Below are 15,942 nucleotides of genomic sequence, written 5' to 3'. Positions count from 1 at the left end.
GATCCAACATCGAACCCTGCGTAGGACTATCGGCGAGCTGAGGACCACACCAGTCTCAGAGCGACGACATCATTGAGGCCCAAAGGCTCACGCATTTTCACGGCTTATTCGCCAGAATGATCAAGCTGATCAAAAAGGCACCCATCGTTTGATTGATGAATCCATCCTGCGCGCCTGAGTGCATGTCTTCGAAGCTGAGCCGCCTCTCAAAGCGAGAGGACTCGGATCCTATGAAGTTGGCAAACTGCGTCTACGCACACCTAGAGCTGACCGGATTTTTGGTAGTCATGAGACGATTTCTCCTCAACCGCGACCCAGATACACCATGACCGTGCAAGTGCCGTGCCAAAGGAAAATCACGCCAAAACAATTAAGTGGCGCTACTAAGATGACTAGTGTCCGACATTGTCGGACATTGGACGCAAGCATCTGAGGAAGGCTCGAGTTTGTCGCGCGCGTGCGGGTTGTCGGACAGGACGCTGCCAGGTTCAGGCCAGAAGCTCTAAAGGCGATACCGTGGCGATCCGGGCGGTGGAGGTACGCTGCGTCTTCGCGATTGCTCAACGCGCGCCACGGCGTAACAGAAACGGCCGAGGATAATCGCCGCTGGATGAAAGTTCAGTGGCATGTATGGACGTATATGGACCCCGCCCGATTGCAACAGGTCGGCTAGATCAAGATCGTCGGTCACAACTGCTGACGTATATCCGGCTTCCTGATGCGGCTGGACAACGTCGTCGCCGCGAGCCCCGATGGATTTTCGCGGGCTTCCACCTCATCGGCCCCTAGACATTGGCCGAAGCCAAGCCGGTCCACACACCAGGTTCGGGAAGCGACGGAATGACCGTTTCACCATCTCCTACCATTTTGCTGCAATTGCTGGGGTGAGACCTCCTTCTGTTATTCCTTCGTTTGCCGCTTCGCCTTAAGCTGCTTTCACCGATGGTGCGTGCTCGTAGACTGTGCCGCCCGAGAGCATGGCCCACACGATCCTCGCATTCTTGTTGGCGAGCGCGACAGCCGCGACATTGGGATGCCGCCTTTGCCGCAACTTACTAAGCCAAAGGCTTCGAGGATCCTGCTTGCCCGCTGCTTTGCCGAGCGCAGCGCGAGCGCCATGGATCATCAATGTGCGCAGATAGCGATCGCCGCGCTTGCTGATACCGAACAGGCGGGCTCGCCCTCCACTGGATCGTTGTTTCGGCACGAGACCGAGCCATGCCGCAAACTGGCGGCCGTTCTTGAAGCAAGTTCGATCACCTACGGCAGCGATCAAGGCTGTCGCGGTCACAGGGCCGATACCTTCGATCTTTCCAAGCCGCTGACATAGTTCGCTGTTGCGAAAGAGCTCCCGAACCCGCCGATCATAAGATGCAATGCGTTGGTCCAGTTCGGCCAACTCCGTTTGCACTTCTCGGATCAGCACCCGCACCAATTCATTGAGACCATCGTCGCTGCCCCCGCAATTTCAGCAAGGGCCCGGCGCAGCCGTGGGATGTCGCGGGCAATGACCACTCCATGCTCGGCTAGAAGTCCACGAACCTGATTAACGAGCTTGACCCGATCTGCAACCAGACGGCTGCGAATGCGATCAACCGCTTGAATCGCCAATTGATCGGCTGATTTCGGCGGAACAAAACGCATCGTCGGGCGGCCTACGGCTTCGCAAATCGCTTCAGCGTCATTCCAATCGTTCTTGTTGGACTTGACGTATGGCGTCACGAACTGAGGGCTGATCAGCCGAACCTCATGGCCGAGATCGGAAAGCACCCTTGCCCAATAATGCGCTCCGTTCGAGGCTTCCATGCCGACCAGACATCGTGGCAGATTGGCGAAGAAGGGGGCTACCGCATCGCGGCGTAGCGTTTTGCGCACGACGACTTTCCCGTGGCAGTCGACACCGTGAACCTCGAAGACGTATTTCGCTAGATCCAGGCCTATTCGAACGATCTGCATGACATCCTCCTTCGTTGCAGTTGGCGTTCGAGATTTCACCTCGCCTGGAGGGCGGGGTCCATACCATTGGCCTCCGCCGGCAAGGGCTTTCTGACGTTGCTGCCAGATTGGTCGGGTGCAGGCATGTATTCGGCCTTTGAGTGCGGCCTATTGTTGCCGCTGGCCCTGATGAAGTCCGCTGATCGGATCCCAGAAAGGTCAACGCGCTTTTAAGCGGCACCCACTGAGCGGGTTTGTCCGATCCCGGCTCGACCGTCCGTCATCACACCATCAGCGCCTCACCAATCTCGGCAATCCTTCTCGACTGCTCAAACGGCGGCCGAAGCCTCAAAGCGTCGTCCGGACATCATTAGCGCCCAAACGACCCGCGCCATTTTGTTCGCCAGGGCGACGGCGACGACGTTGTATGGCTTCTTCATCAGAAGATCGGCCGCCCAGCGAGTTGATGGCGCTTTTCCTGTTCGGCTGAAGCGGCGTACGGCATGGGCACCGACCACGAGAAGGCGGCGGAGATAAGGATCGCCCTGCTTGCTAATCCTGCCGAGACGGTCCTTGCCGCCCGATGAGTTCTGCCGCGGCACCAGACCTATCCAGGCCGCCAGCTGCCGGCCGGATTTGAAGAGCGCTACGTCTGTCACGGTTGCGGCGATAGCGCTTGCAGTGATCGGGCCGATTCCCGGAACTGTCTCCAGGCGTCGGCTCAGTTCATTCGAGCGATGCCAGGCATGAATCTGGCGATCCATCTCGCTGACCTTCTCGTGCACTTCCCGCAATTGCCCGATCAGCGGAAGAAGCGCCGACTGCGCAAGCGGCGAGATGAGATCGTGATCATCATCTTCAACCAACGCGATCAGCATTCCGACGCCAGCAACACCCTGGCGGGTCACGATGCCGAACTCCGCCAGGTGGCCGCGCAAGGCGTTCACCAGCATTGTCCGTTGCCGGATCAAGAGCTCGCGGACCCGATGCAGCATCAGTACGCTCTGTTGCTCCTCGCTCTTCACCGGAACGAAGCGCATCGTCGGCCGGGCCACCGCCTCGCAGATCGCCTCGGCATCCGTCGCATCATTCTTCTGCCGCTTCACTTTACATATGGCTTGACGTAGGATGCAGGCATCAGCCGAACGTCGTGACCCAGTGACATAAGAACCCGAGCCCAGTGGTGCCCCGTCGCGCAAGCCTCGATGCCGATTAGGCACGGCGGCAATGCTTTGAAGAACCCAGCGACATCATCGCGGCGAAGCTTGCGACGGACAACGACAGCATCAGCGCCATTGACCCCGTGGACCTGAAACACCTGCTTGGCGATACCAGACCAATTGTGGTAATCTTCTCCATGGACGGCTCTCCCTCATGTGACTTTCGACAGCCACACTTTGGCACATTGCGATGCCGGGAGCGGAGGCCGTCCACCACATCAGGTCACCGTCCCTGGCGCAGATCAGGTGACGCTTTCCTTTTCGTCCAGTTCGTTCGCCTCGACCTGTTCGGCTTCTTTAAGCCCGAGGAGAAGCTGATCTTCAGTAAGTGTTTCGGCGCGTCGGCCCGCTGGCGCTGCAATCCTCTGATGATCTGGCGCAGATAGGCATTTTCCGCTTCGCGCGAAAGCACCATCGCTTTGAGCGCATTCAGGTCACTCGGGGCGCAGGTGCAGGCGGCACGGCCGGTCCAGTCCGCGAGTGTCAAACGGTCGAGAGCGATGTCTCGCCGCTTGCAGATTTTTGGCAGTCTGTAGAGAGTGAGGTGATCGGCGCATTTGGAGACGGCGACTAGGCTACGATCGCTTTTGTCGGAATGCCACCTTCGATCAGTCTTGCGGGACCCTGGTAGGCCGGCGGGCGCGCCTGAAGTCGGATCACCAGCATCGCTATAGAAACCGAGGGGACCACACCTCTTCGATCAGTATTTTCCAGCCTGCTCAAGTTGCTCGAAAAGCTCTTGTACGTTGTTTTCAAGAAATGCTTCCTCTCCGTTCCGATGGATGAGTTCAAAGCTTATCCCCGTATTAGGGCATCGAGAAGAGAATGCTTGTGTTAGGCCAGGTCCCTCAATAATGGTCGTGTCGAACGACAATCCCCGCGCTCTAAGCGTATTGACCGCCGCCGACACATCGTCGACAGCTAATGCAACATGAGCTAGACCTACCCCGTAATTTTGGACAAGTTGAGACACCTGCGACTCTGGCTCTGTACCTTGGCAAAGTACAAAGCACATGTCGTTCCGAACCATGTCCGCACACACCATCCAAGTCTTCTTACCCTTTATATGCAAACGCCGCCTAAGCTTAAAGCCAAGGACATCTTGAAACAGGTGGATAGCGTCATCTAGTTTATGAACCGCCAAAGCTATGTGATCAATGCTGTGTAATCGAGGGTCATGATGGCCATTTGCCTCGATAGATACTTTCAGAGAGCCATCAGACGGCGAACCCACGGGATAAGTCATTTTTTTTGAGTCCTTCTGTTTAGGTGACGCAGCCAATTTAATGATCAAGCCATAAGCTTGCTAACAGCCTGATTACACATGAGTAGCCTCGCGTACGGGAATGGTCCATTTTTGCGTGGTCGTGGGACAATTTCTGCTCAGTGTGAGCGCGTTTGTCGATGACTTGCATTTAACATGCCAACGGAAAAAGCAGGCGCTGGCGTCTGGAGCGGTTTCGCCGCTGACAGGGGGCAGGTCAAGCCGGTCAGGTTCACGCGCTTTGAAGCGGTGGGATCCCGATCGTCTGGTCAGGATCATGCGCGCGGAGCGCAAGGCATGATCGCCTCAGGAGTTGTCGTTTACGTGTCGTGCCACCAGATCCGGAGAGCATGAGGAACTGTGGGGCGGTTGGTGGCGGAGGCTCTCTGAACGGGCCGGAACGGATGCGGTGCTTCTTGATCTTGTTGTATAAGGTTTTGCGGGTAATGCCGAGCGCGGCGGCAGCTTTGCCGCGGTGAAGCTTGTTCCGGCGCAACGCGTCGATGACCCATTCTCTCTCCGAAAGGGTCGTGGTCCCTTTGGTTGCCGGTTTGGCTCCAAGAACCGGAAGGACCCGTTCCGCCGTGATAATGTCTGCAGCCGCTCGAACAGCCGCCGCGAACCGAACCGAGACAGGGTTTTGGTGGTCAGCGAGCCGGACATGGCATCGTCATCGAGCAGTCTTTTGACCACCTCCCCCGCCCCCTTGGCGCGCAACTTTGGCATCACCGCAGCAAGCGGCTCGGCGCGCTGCGAAAGTTCTGCGGCCAGCCGCAAGGCATCATCCGCGCCCTGGGCCAGCGCCAGGCACGCCGCCCTTTCAAATTCTTTTTGCTCCCCCGGCCGAATCCGCTTGGCGCGACCGTCACCGGTTCGGAAGGCTAGAGCAAAAGCCTGGGCCATCAGCAGCGGCACCGGCCGCGGCCAGCGCAGCTTTTGCGCCAGAACCAGATCGGCGCACCACCACGCCAGCAATTCCGCTCCCGGCGACAGGGCAACAACACGGCTGGCGGCTGCCGCAGCTGTAAACGGCGCCGGCCGGCCGGCGCGCATCACATCGTCAATCGCACCCGGGAGATCGGCAAAACCGTCATCCCAGCGCAGCCCGAACTGATCGACCTTCAGCCAGCCTCGCGACGTCGATCGCCGGCGGCCGCGATGCCAGCTGCCGCCACGCAGCCAAAATGTTCCCGGCGGGGCCGGGATCGCCGTCAGCAGGACGCAGATACCAGGCATTGCGTAGCGCGGCCTCATCCTCGGAGCGGCCGGCTAGGCGCACGGCGGCAACGGCGCATTTCAAGGCAAGCCGCTGCCGCCATGCGCCGGCCCAGGAAGGCTGCGGCGCCCGTGCGAGGCTGTCGAGCGCGCCCAAGGCGGCGCCGGCCTGGAAGGCGGCGTCGGCGTCGCTCGGCCCGCCGCCGGCGGCAAGCGCCCAGGCCGGGACGGTCGGCGGCGAGGCGGGACTGGCGGTCGCGGGATCGAGGCGAATCATGATTTCGAGGGTAAAGCGCCGGTGCGCTTTGCGCTAGAATTTTCGCGCCAAAACGCACAGCCTGTCGGCGTGATAAAACGAACGATAATTGCATTATCGTTCGTTTTTGTCATTACGTTAGAAATGGCCGCTGTCGCCCGCGGTTCAACGGTCGCAGGAGAGTGTCAGCGACCTTTTTGAAGACTGGTGGTCATTAAAGGAGGTTGGACGATCACGGTGCACGGGCATCTGCCACAGACGCTTTCAACCCTGCGGGCGCAAGTCTGTCACCGGCCGGTAGAAGATCACACGCACCGACGGAACAAGCTGGTTGAGGTAATCGAAATCCCCAACATTGCCGGTCAGGACCGTCGCGCCCAGCAGACCGGCCTGGTGCAAGATCAGCGCATCGTTGAGGAAGCGGCGTTCATGGCCCTCCCCTTTCGGCAGACGGCTCAGCCGGAACAGCAGGCCGGCAAGCATGCCGGCGCGTCCCCAGGCGGTGGCGTCGGGTGCATGCAGCCGGTGCACTGGAATGTCTTCAATCGTGCCTGCAACCACTTTCAGGACCGACTTCGTCGTGGGGTGCGCTGGGTCGAGCCGGCCGAACAGGTGGCTGAGCTCGGCAAGGCAGACGGCCGAGTGCTGACAGAGCCTATAGATCAGAAGGTCATCGACCACTTTGGGCGTGCGCCCCTGAAGGACATCCAGATAGACGCTCGTGTCGAGAAGCAATGCACCGCCGACAGGCGGCTGGTTCCCTGCCCAGCACAGAGCGGAATCCGGCCGCCGTTCCAGCCCGCCGGCACGCCGCTGTGGTTTGAGGGAACGCAGTGCGCTCCCGAGATCAAACGCCAAGATCAATGTCTGCGGAGATGCTGCCCTTGCGGCGGACGAGCTGGGCGCCAAAATCGTCCTCGAGGGCCAGCCGCGACAAGGCGAGCTCCAGCAGCTCAGTGTCGGAGGTCACATGAGCGCGCTTCTTTGCCGCCTCGATCAATTCCGACGGCACCCTCCCGGAAAGGCGTGTGTTCTTGGCCGCGCCGAGAAGGCCGACCGCCCTCGCCTGCTCAAGCACCAGACGGTTCCGGGTGTGGGCGATCCGCTCCTCGCTTTCGGCTGCCGTTGCGCCACGTACGCTCATCCTGGATTCTCCTGTTGAACGAAACATAAGGGATGTTGAACATGAAGGCAAGGATCGGCACTGAGAAAGAGGGCTCTAGGAGGGTCAACACTGGATCGGACATGGTCCGTCGCCCGGTCATGCTATAGCACGACCCAGCGTGTGGTCGTACGCGACCGGCGCAAATCCCGGGAGCTATTGGTCAAGCACCTCGCGGTGGACAATTGGGCGCTTTGGTCGCACGTTGGGGCTCTCAGAATCGCACCACTGTGACATTCAAATGATCGAGAGTTTCGATGGGCAGTCCCCGCAATTTCATGACGCCCATCGACGCGGTCGACACCAGCGACCTGCCTGACATTGTCGACGTCGTCATGGAAATGGGGCACCCGGATGAGGCTCCCTCCCCTCCCACGCAGGTCCTCGACCCGCGACAAGCATCACTGCCTGCGCATCTCGAAAAGCTGGCCGACCGCGCGCGCGATTACGTCGAGGCGGCGAGTTCGGCAAACACCCGTCGCGCCTATGCCGCCGACTGGAAGCATTTTTGCGCCTGGTGCCGGCGCCAGGCGTTTGATCCGCTGCCGCCAGATCCACAAGTCGTCGGCCTCTACATCACGGCCCAGGCCTCAGGATCGGAACGGGACAAAAAGTCTGTGTCGACCATTGAGCGCCGCCTGTCGTCGCCGACCTGGAACTATACGCAACGCGGTCAACCGCTCGACCGGAAGGATCGGCATATCGCCACCGTGCTCGCCGGTATCCGCAATAAACACGCCTCCCCTCCCCGTCAAAAGGAAGCCATCCTGCGCGACGATCTTGTCGCCATGCTGGAAACGCTCGATCGTGGCACGCTGCGCGGTCTGCGCGGCCGCGCCATGTTGCTTTTGGGCTTCGCCGGCGGCCTGCGCCGCTCCGAAATCGTGGGCCTCGATGTTGCGCGCGATCAAACCGAGGACGGCTGCGGCTGGATTGAAGTTTTCCCGGACAAGGGCGTGCTGGTTACGCTGCGAGGCAAGACCGGCTGGCGCGAGGTCGAGATTGGCCGCGGCTCGTCCGATGCCACCTGCCCGGTCGTCGCCCTGCAGACCTGGCTGAAGCTGGCCCGCATCGCGCATGGCCCCCTCTTCCGCCGCGTCACGGGGCAGGGCAAAGCTGTGGGCGCCGAGCGGCTCAACGATCAGGAGGTGGCGCGGCTGGTCAAACGCGCGGCCTTGGCCGCCGGCGTGCGCGGTGATCTTTCCGAGGGCGAGCGCGGCCAAAAGTTTTCGGGCCACTCGCTGCGTGCCGGCCTCGCGTCCTCTGCCGAGGTTGACGAGCGCTACGTGCAGAAGCAGCTTGGTCACGCCTCGGCAGAGATGACACGCAAATACCAGCGCCGGCGCGATCGCTTCCGCGTCAATCTAACTAAGGCATCAGGATTGTAGAGTGCGGTACGCCCCCCAGCCGCAGGGGACTCTGGATTCGCCAATCCACCCCGGCGCCACAGATCCAACCGTCAAGTTGATGGGTTTCCAAGGTTTATTGGTGCGGCGCAAGCCTCCAACTTGAGGAGCTGTTCCCAGCTGGGAACTCAAAGTACGGGTTGTGCGAGAAGTTTGCTTCTCGATGAGTTCTCCAGGATCCTTCGCCGACACGTGGACTAGCCCCCGAGGGAAGTTGCCTGGCGACTGCAGGAGCCTCTTGCTCGACGCTGGAGGAAAGTGCGCGTGGACAGGGCGCCCACGTGCCAAACGGTGCTGATTGCTGTCAAATCGCATGGGACGCCTGGCGACAGATCCGAGCCGCTGAGTTGCCATTCGCGAGAGTCGCTCGGCCCGGAAGGAATGCCTCGTTGCAGGGTAGGGGCCGTGGGGGACAACCCATCGTCTCCGACGCAAAGGATGGTGACTCCCCTAGGACTGCGCGAGCTCAGTGCCTCCTCCGTCACAACGGGAATTTCGCCGCCGCGCCAATGGGGGGTATCTCTCCATGCGCAGAAACCTACCGGCGCTTGTGTAGGTCGCTCGCCGCCGTACGCGGAAGCCAGAGGCCAACCGGTACACCAACGTCGACTACCTACGAGAACAAAACGGGCAACGGGGCTCGCCCGTGCCCCCATGCTGCGTAACCACCTTCATAGCTGTCTTTTTCAATGCCTGATGCGCAACTTTGACGGCACAGGGAAGCCAGCGATAACGAAAAGTTCCCAGCTGGGAACTGCCCTGTGTCCATTTGCTCGAATTCTCCGAATCGGGCATACCTCCAGTAACGGAAAAACCGCGTAATTCGAAAACTTGGCGTAGTTGGCGTGGCGTTAACAGCTTGTTAACCACAGTCGCTATCAATAGGCGCTGGGTGCAAGAGGAGAATCTGGGTGACGCGGCATCTAAGTAGCCTTCAGTTCATGAATACCTTTTCGACGAAACTCGAGAAGGCACTCAACAATCTTTCGCTGGCTCAGTATCCTCCTGATGCGATTCGTACGATGCGCAAATTCACTTCGACGGAAGTGGCAGCATTGCTAGGAGTGACCGAAGCTTACATACGGCAGGTCTCCTTAAAAGGGCAGGGACCTGAGCCAGAGACAACGACCACCGGAAAGCGCCTATATTCTGTGGAGCAGGTGCTGGACCTTCGGATGCACTTGGCGGAAAAGGCACGGAAGAAATGGATCAATCCTCGTCGTGTTAAAGGCGAGGATTGCCAGATCATCGCGATCACGAACTTCAAAGGTGGATCGTCCAAGACAGCGACCACTATTCACTTGGGTCATTGGTTGGCACTACGTGGATATCGCGTTCTCGCAGTCGACATGGATCCCCAGGCGTCGTTAACAAGTCTGCAAGGAGCGTTACCCGGATTTGACTACCGAGAAGGTGACACCCTTTACTCAGCGATTCGGTTTGACGATCCGGTGCCAACGGAAAAGATTATTCATCAGACGCATATCATCGGATTCGACGTCATCTGCGCCGGTCTTGAGCTGACAGAATTCGAAACGGCCGTCACCCTTGAGATGCGCAAGAGCGGTGGAACCAGTTTTCTGCTTCGAGTGTCACAGGCCCTCGAACAGATCGTCGATAGCTACGACATCGTTCTTCTCGACTGTGCGCCGTCACTCAATTTCCTGACACTTTCATCGCTCACTGCCGCTACCGGAGTCCTAATCCCAGTTCCAGCGCACATGCTCGATGTCGACTCCACAGGGAAGTTTTTGGAGCTGGCCGCATCTTATATGCAAATCCTGGATGAGGCTGGTGCAGGCGCACGTTGGGATTTCGCCAAATTCCTCATCACAAAGTTTGAGGCCAACGACCACCCGCAAGCCAACATGCAGGCCCTAATGCGCCAAGTGTTTGGCGAGGATTTACTTCTGAATTCAGTCTCCAAATCCACTGCGGTTGCGGACGCTCTCACTTGGAAGCAGAGCCTCTATGAAGTGCAACGATCGAGGTTTTCGGCACCTAAAACTTATGATCGTGCAATCGAATCGATCAATGCCGCGAACGCGGAAATAGAAAGCCTCATCACAATGGCATGGAGGCGAGAACAGTGAGCCGTAAAGATTCTAAGGGCATGTTTGCTGCTGTTTTGGGGCAACTCGGGGAGGACAATTCGGAGGAGGGCGTCAGCCGCCGCACGTCATCGCCGCACCTGATGAAGGTGGCGGCTGGTGTTCGCCAAATGCAAGAGCGTAGCGATATCGCCGACAAGTTACTGAAGTCAGGCGAACAGATCATTGAACTCGATCCCGACAAAATACGGCCGTCGTCTATCACCGATCGATATGATGACGCCTACGAGATTTCCGCCATTGCTGAGATCACTGAATCCATGCGGGAGCGCGGTCAAATTGTGCCTGGATTGGTTCGGCCAGTACAAGGCAAGGATGGCGAGTTTCAAATCGTCTATGGTCGCAGAAGATTAGCGGCAGCTAAGCAGCTTGGGATCGGATTCAAAGCGGCCGTCCGCGAGTTAACTGATGAACAAGCAGTCATTTTCCAAGGCGAAGAAAACACCGCTCGAGAGGATCTTTCATACATTGAGAAGTGCGCTTTTGCGCTTGCGCAGCAGGAAGCGGGATACAAACGGGACACCATCTGCGCTTCGCTGTCGACAGGAAAATCGCATGTGTCCGAGATGATCAAAATCGCCTCATCGGTCGACAAGGAGATACTGCAATCGATTGGTAAAGCTCCCGGGATTGGTCGAGGACGATGGCAGGAATTCTCGAACCGCTATTCCATAGACGGCTCACCCGCAAAAGCTTTCGATCTTGTTCGCAAAAACAAATTCCGCGAGGCAACGTCCGACGACAGATTCATTATTCTGCTTGAGACGCTTCCATCGGATCATAATGCGATCAAAGAACCTGCGGGTCCGGCCAAGCCATCAAAGCCCAAGATTGCTATGAAATCCTGGGCTGCTCCAGACAAAACAGTCAGCGTCAGCCTCAAAGACAACGGAAAAACTACCATGATTGCCGTGGGAGAGGCTGAAGGATCGCGTTTCGCAGCGTTTATCGCCGGACAACTGGACGACCTGTTTGAGGCCTTTCGGAAGTCCATCACGAAACAAGGAGTCTGAAACCGCAAAAGAAAAAGGCCCCCGAACGGCAAGCCGTGGAAGCCTCTCTCTGAACTAAGCACTCTGAGAATCGCATCTCCACGAATCACTGTCAAGAGTCATTGGCGTCGTTTTGGCGAGCAGGTTTCTTTTGCCTAATCGAGGGTGAAAGAAAATGGAGACGACTATTGCAACGACGCCCTTTGGGCGGCGGCCGATGACGCTTGGCATGATTTCAAGCCAGGTCACCGCAAGGGCGGTGCCGAAGGACGCGACTGTTCACAAATGGCATGTCTTCCAGGATATCAAGGACGCCAGGATCGCTCTGGGGGCCACAGATCGCGCTTTGGCCATTCTCGACGCACTGTTGTCGTTCCATCCGGACACGGCGCTTTATGGCGACGGCGAGCTGATCGTCTGGCCATCCAACGAACAGCTGATCCGCCGCGCCAACGGAATGCCCCCAACGACCTTACGGCGGCACCTGGCCGTCTTGGTCGAGTGTGGATTGATCATCCGTCGGGACAGCCCAAACGGCAAGCGCTTCGCCCGGAAAGGGCAGGGGGGCGAGATCGAGCAAGCCTATGGCTTCGACATCTCGCCGATCGTCGCGCGCGCCGAGGAATTCAAGGAGCTGGCGGAAGCGGTCAGATACGAGAAGAAGGCCTTTCGTCTCGTTAAGGAGCGGCTAACCATATGCCGGCGTGACATCGTCAAGATGATCGACGCCGGGATTGAGGAGGGCGTGCCGGCGAATTGGGGCAGGGTCCAGCAGGCCTACCAGGCGATTGTCGGCCAGATACCACGCACCGCACCCAGACAGACCTTCGAAGCGATTGCCGAGGAGCTTGAAGGCCTTTGGGCTGAAGTGCGTGAAGCATTGGAATCATTTGTAAAAACACAGAAAATGGACGCCAATGAGTCCCGAAATGGACGCCACATACAGAATTCAAAACCAGACTCTAAACTTGAATCTGAAAGTGGCTTAGGAAATATAGATGAAGCGGGCGGCAACGTTGCGGACACCGACAACGTACGGAGCCTGCCGAAGCGCGAGCTGCCGCTAGGGATCGTGCTGGATGCCTGCCCGAACATGCTTTGGCTGGTAAAGGGCGGCGGCGGCATCCGCAATTGGCGTGAATTTCTGGCCGCGGCCGAGGTTGCCCGGCCGACCATGGGCATCAGCCCGAGCGCCTGGGAGGAAGCGCGAACGGCAATGGGTGAGCAGCAGGCGGCGATTACCATTGCTGCGATCTACCAGCGACAGGACCAGATCAACAGCGCCGGCGGATATTTGCGCAGCTTGACGGACCGGGCAAAGACCGGAAAGTTCTCGGTCTGGCCGATGGTGATGGCTTTGTTGCGGGCCAAGCTTGACGCGTCGAAGACGGTCGGAACCGGTTCAGGAACTGAAGCCGCTGCCGTCGATTTGGAGACGGCAGGCAAGGTTGTGCGCACCGAATCCCGGTTGGAAATCAGCGATGCCTTGCGACGCAGCCTCGACAGACCGGGGCGCGGATCATGATGAGGAGGGCGGGTTTTGATCCGCTCTATGAGCTTGAACGATCGCTGCAGCGCTTGTCGGGACGAGCGTCTTATGAGAGCATCGAAGGCATGAAGAACGAACAAGACCGGGAACCGACGCCCGATGAAACCGCCGGAATGGTGTGGTGGAACTCACTTGCGGAATCCGATCGTGCGGCTTGGCTGGCGCGGGCTGACAGCGCGGTTCCAGCTGATGCCTGGGCCGTGTACAAGCGGCTCGGGGATCTTGAGCGTCAGCCACGGACCGTAAACTGAGGACCATTCTGTAACGGGATGACGTCCTTGTCCCTCGGTCAGCTCGCGGGTAGTTCGGCGACGAGACCAAGCCGGCGGGCTCGATCAAGCAGGTTCTTGACTGATGAGGCCGACCATTTAGCGCTCCCTCGTGGGGTTCGCTCATGCAGGCGCTCGAGCTGGCCAGCGATGTCGCGTAGCGATAGGTCTGGGTTGGACTGATCCCTGCCACAAGGGTCATCAGGCGATCTTCGGGAGGCTGAGGAGACGCCCTCTTTAGCAGGGTGGATCCGGCCAGGTGCTCGGTGACGAGCCACCTCACTGCCCGCCGCAGTCGTTCAGGCGTCCAGTCGAGGCCGCGCTGCTTCAGGACCCGAGCGATATCGTCCCAGTTGTGATCTGGTCGCATCCGGCGGACTGTCGGAAGCCACTGGTTCATCGTTGATTGTAGCCATCGGCCATAGGCTGCCTTTTGCACCGCAGTCATCTTCGCCAGGGCTTCGGGCTTGCGCTCCCGGATACCAGGATTGCCAGGCAGCCGCCCCTTCGCTCGTGCGGCGATGATGCCGGCCTTGGTCCGCTCCGAAATCAGCGCACGCTCGAGTTGGGCAACGGCGCCGAGTACCTGTAGCGAAAACATGCCCTGTGGCGTCGACGTGTCGATTGGATCTCGCAGAGATCGGAAATGCGCGCCCTTCTCAGTCAGATCCTCGATCACCTGAAGAAGGTGGCTGACCGAGCGCGCAAGGCGATCGAGACGCACGACGACCAAGACATCGCCGGCGCCGATGTCGCTCATCAACCGCAGTAGGGCCGGGCGAGCTCTCGACGCGCCCGATCCATGTTCCTGAACGACGATGTCACAACCGGCCGATCGCAGCTCAATCTCCTGCGCTTCCGTCGCTTGTTCGTCCGTCGACACGCGCGCGTAGCCGATTTGCCGGCCTCTTGGTCGTCCGGAGCGTCGATCTTGCGCTTCACGGGCCATTTGCGGCGTCTCTCAGCAGGGGAAAGAGGCGTTTGTACAAACACCGAAGATATCAACAAACGATCGTTTGTAAACGTCTCTAGTGGCCCTTTGCGTAGCTCCTGCGGCTTTCGATGAGCCTGAAAATCAACGTTTTCTAGCCTCCTGACCGCCCCAGGGCGTGGTGCTGTACAGTCCCGATATGAGGTCATTATCGATAGTGAAAAGGCCGTCAGAAAAAATCCCGCACAAGTCAACCTAACGGCGATATAGCTTGACTATGGTGAATCAACTATCATGAAACCAATGGCTTACCACATCGGCGATTTGTCCCTGAAAGCCCTGATCGGGCCGGTTTCCCGCGCGACTGTCGGTTTTACTTCCCGATTTCAATTGAAGCGCTAAGCTGAAAATCCCGTACTCCCTCGACCGTCATTACAGCTTCGGACGGGGGAGGGGAGGGGGCTTTCAAAGGCCGGAAGCTTTTGTAAGGTTGGTCCGGAACCGATCGCGTCGGCGCTGATACTTGCGGGTCATCTCGGCCGAGGCATGGCCGAGAAGCTTTTGGACGTAGCGCTCCTCGATATCGGCCGAGGAGGCAAGGCCCGCGCGCAGCGAGTGTCCTGAAAACAGCAGTTCTCGCTCGCCTTCGGGAAGATCTCCGCGCACCCCAGCAGCGAGCGCCGTCCGCTTCACGAGACGGGCCACATGCTTGTCGGAGAGCCGCTCGACATCGACGGTCTTGTTGTCCTTGAAGATCCGGCGGAAGAGGGGGCCTCTCGCGATGCGCCCGAGCCTGATCCAGGTTTCGAGTGCGACGACGGGGCAGGAGAGGTCGCTGGAGCCGCGGCCGACCTCGACCTCGCGCCAGCCGGTCTTGCCGCGCAGCGTCACCAGAACCCCCTTGTCGGAAAAAATCTCGATCCAGCCGGCGCCGTCGCTCTTGTCGTCGCGGGCGACGTCGAGGCCGACGATTTCCGAACGGCGCAACCCGCCCGAAAAACCCAGGAGCAGGATGGCGCGGTCCCGGAGGCCTCTCAAACCATGATCCAGCGTTGCGACCATGGCCAACAGATCCTCGCCGAGCACGGCCTCCTTCTGCCGTGGCGGCTTTGCGTGCTTGCGGCGAATCCCGGCGAGCACGGTGGCAATATGCCGATCGGCGCGATCCATTGGCACGCCGCGCTGGGTAAAGTTCCAGGCGAGGCCCGAGAGGCGCCGCTCGATCGTCGCGACGGAGAGGGCAGGGGCGCCGCGTTTCGGCTCGCCTGATGCACAGGCGCCGATATAGAGGCCGATAACCTGGCTCGACGGTGGCATCGGCTCAAACCCTTCCCGGCGGCACCAACTGGCAAAATGCCGCCAGTCCTTGGCGTAGGCCTCCTGCGTGTTCTCGGAGCTGGCGGCCTTGGCATAGCCTGTCGCGGTCTCGACGAGGGCTTCCAGCCGCGCCGGCGATGGCGATGAGCCCATTTCCAGCACCAGATCGACGATATCGGGCAGATCGCCGTCAAGATCGTTGGCGTCCGAGAGATCGTTTTCGGTGGCTTTGGCCGGGGGATTTTGCATGGTTTGGCAGCCTATCACGATACGTCCGATAATGCAACCTTATCGGACATAAAAGCGTTGCGACAG

11 protein-coding genes and 5 pseudogenes are annotated in these 15,942 nt (G+C 59.2%); 5 read left to right on the top strand and 11 right to left on the bottom strand.

Annotated elements, in window-relative coordinates; translation table 11 throughout:
- Window positions 1–925: 925 nt before the first annotated feature.
- From NKI25_RS28295 to NKI25_RS28255, 9 genes and pseudogenes are all read right to left on the bottom strand, one after another.
- Window positions 926–1,956 (bottom strand): annotated as a pseudogene (locus NKI25_RS28295) (IS110 family RNA-guided transposase).
- A gap of 308 nt (window positions 1,957–2,264) precedes the next feature.
- Window positions 2,265–3,294: pseudogene (locus tag NKI25_RS28290) on the bottom strand (IS110 family RNA-guided transposase).
- 300 nt (window positions 3,295–3,594) lie between these two features.
- Window positions 3,595–3,776: pseudogene (locus NKI25_RS28285) on the bottom strand (IS66 family transposase); the annotation flags it as partial.
- A 79-nt stretch (window positions 3,777–3,855) separates the two neighbouring features.
- Window positions 3,856–4,401 (bottom strand): VOC family protein, encoded by a 546-nt coding sequence (locus tag NKI25_RS28280; protein ID WP_353000018.1) that lies wholly within the window; start codon window positions 4,399–4,401, stop codon window positions 3,856–3,858.
- A 250-nt stretch (window positions 4,402–4,651) separates the two neighbouring features.
- Window positions 4,652–4,915, bottom strand: a complete 264-nt coding sequence (locus NKI25_RS28275) for a helix-turn-helix domain-containing protein (protein ID WP_352706557.1) — start codon at window positions 4,913–4,915, stop codon at window positions 4,652–4,654.
- 152 nt (window positions 4,916–5,067) lie between these two features.
- A pseudogene (locus NKI25_RS28270) lies at window positions 5,068–5,484 on the bottom strand (DUF1403 family protein); the annotation flags it as partial.
- Window positions 5,485–5,509: 25 nt separating this feature from the next.
- Window positions 5,510–5,911 (bottom strand): DUF1403 family protein, encoded by a 402-nt coding sequence (locus NKI25_RS28265; protein ID WP_352706556.1) that lies wholly within the window; start codon window positions 5,909–5,911, stop codon window positions 5,510–5,512.
- A 243-nt stretch (window positions 5,912–6,154) separates the two neighbouring features.
- Window positions 6,155–6,748 (bottom strand): type II toxin-antitoxin system VapC family toxin, encoded by a 594-nt coding sequence (locus tag NKI25_RS28260; RefSeq protein WP_353000015.1) that lies wholly within the window; start codon window positions 6,746–6,748, stop codon window positions 6,155–6,157.
- Window positions 6,738–7,034, bottom strand: coding sequence for a hypothetical protein (locus tag NKI25_RS28255; RefSeq protein WP_352468047.1), 297 nt, complete (start codon window positions 7,032–7,034; stop codon window positions 6,738–6,740). The genes NKI25_RS28260 and NKI25_RS28255 overlap by 11 nt, the downstream gene beginning before the upstream one ends.
- A 275-nt stretch (window positions 7,035–7,309) precedes the next feature.
- On the opposite strand from NKI25_RS28255, the gene NKI25_RS28250 reads away from it, so the two are divergent.
- The 5 genes from NKI25_RS28250 (at window position 7,310) to NKI25_RS28230 (ending at window position 13,361) form a co-directional block, all read left to right on the top strand.
- A complete protein-coding gene (locus NKI25_RS28250) occupies window positions 7,310–8,440 on the top strand; it encodes a site-specific integrase (protein ID WP_353000013.1) in 1,131 nt (376 codons plus the stop codon).
- A gap of 929 nt (window positions 8,441–9,369) precedes the next feature.
- Window positions 9,370–10,551, top strand: a complete 1,182-nt coding sequence (gene repA, locus NKI25_RS28245; protein ID WP_024927411.1) for a plasmid partitioning protein RepA — start codon at window positions 9,370–9,372, stop codon at window positions 10,549–10,551.
- Window positions 10,548–11,582 carry a plasmid partitioning protein RepB gene (gene repB, locus NKI25_RS28240; protein WP_352706549.1) on the top strand — a complete coding sequence of 345 codons (1,035 nt, stop codon included), beginning with the start codon at window positions 10,548–10,550 and terminating at the stop codon, window positions 11,580–11,582. The genes repA and repB overlap by 4 nt, the downstream gene beginning before the upstream one ends.
- Before the next feature lie 154 nt (window positions 11,583–11,736).
- On the top strand, window positions 11,737–13,086 hold the full coding sequence (repC, locus tag NKI25_RS28235) for a plasmid replication protein RepC (protein ID WP_352820622.1): 1,350 nt from the start codon (window positions 11,737–11,739) through the stop codon (window positions 13,084–13,086).
- Entirely contained in the window at window positions 13,083–13,361 is a 279-nt protein-coding gene (locus NKI25_RS28230) for a hypothetical protein (RefSeq protein WP_353000011.1), read from the top strand. The genes repC and NKI25_RS28230 overlap by 4 nt, the downstream gene beginning before the upstream one ends.
- A 38-nt stretch (window positions 13,362–13,399) precedes the next feature.
- Here NKI25_RS28230 and NKI25_RS28225 read toward each other — a convergent pair.
- Together NKI25_RS28225 and NKI25_RS28220 are read right to left on the bottom strand one after the other, a co-directional pair.
- Window positions 13,400–14,328 (bottom strand): annotated as a pseudogene (locus tag NKI25_RS28225) (recombinase family protein).
- A 447-nt stretch (window positions 14,329–14,775) separates the two neighbouring features.
- Window positions 14,776–15,876 (bottom strand): tyrosine-type recombinase/integrase, encoded by a 1,101-nt coding sequence (locus NKI25_RS28220; RefSeq protein WP_353000009.1) that lies wholly within the window; start codon window positions 15,874–15,876, stop codon window positions 14,776–14,778.
- Window positions 15,877–15,942 lie beyond the last annotated feature (66 nt).

It is taken from the genome of Mesorhizobium sp. M0808, assembly GCF_040320025.1.
In the GTDB taxonomy this organism is placed as follows: Bacteria; Pseudomonadota; Alphaproteobacteria; order Rhizobiales; family Rhizobiaceae; genus Mesorhizobium.
Note: the sequence above shows the minus strand (reverse complement) of the source record. Positions and strands in the feature narration are given on the sequence as shown.

Bases quoted from the DNA above. Each gene is read 5' to 3' on its own strand.
- NKI25_RS28255 (WP_352468047.1), bottom strand. From the start codon at position 7,034: ATGAGCGTACGTGGCGCAACGGCAGCCGAAAGCGAGGAGCGGATCGCC.
- NKI25_RS28230 (WP_353000011.1), top strand. From the start codon at position 13,083: ATGATGAGGAGGGCGGGTTTTGATCCGCTCTATGAGCTTGAACGATCG.
- NKI25_RS28280 (WP_353000018.1), bottom strand. From the start codon at position 4,401: ATGACTTATCCCGTGGGTTCGCCGTCTGATGGCTCTCTGAAAGTATCT.
- repC (WP_352820622.1), top strand. From the start codon at position 11,737: ATGGAGACGACTATTGCAACGACGCCCTTTGGGCGGCGGCCGATGACG.
- NKI25_RS28220 (WP_353000009.1), bottom strand. From the start codon at position 15,876: ATGCAAAATCCCCCGGCCAAAGCCACCGAAAACGATCTCTCGGACGCC.
- NKI25_RS28265 (WP_352706556.1), bottom strand. From the start codon at position 5,911: ATGATTCGCCTCGATCCCGCGACCGCCAGTCCCGCCTCGCCGCCGACC.
- NKI25_RS28250 (WP_353000013.1), top strand. From the start codon at position 7,310: ATGGGCAGTCCCCGCAATTTCATGACGCCCATCGACGCGGTCGACACC.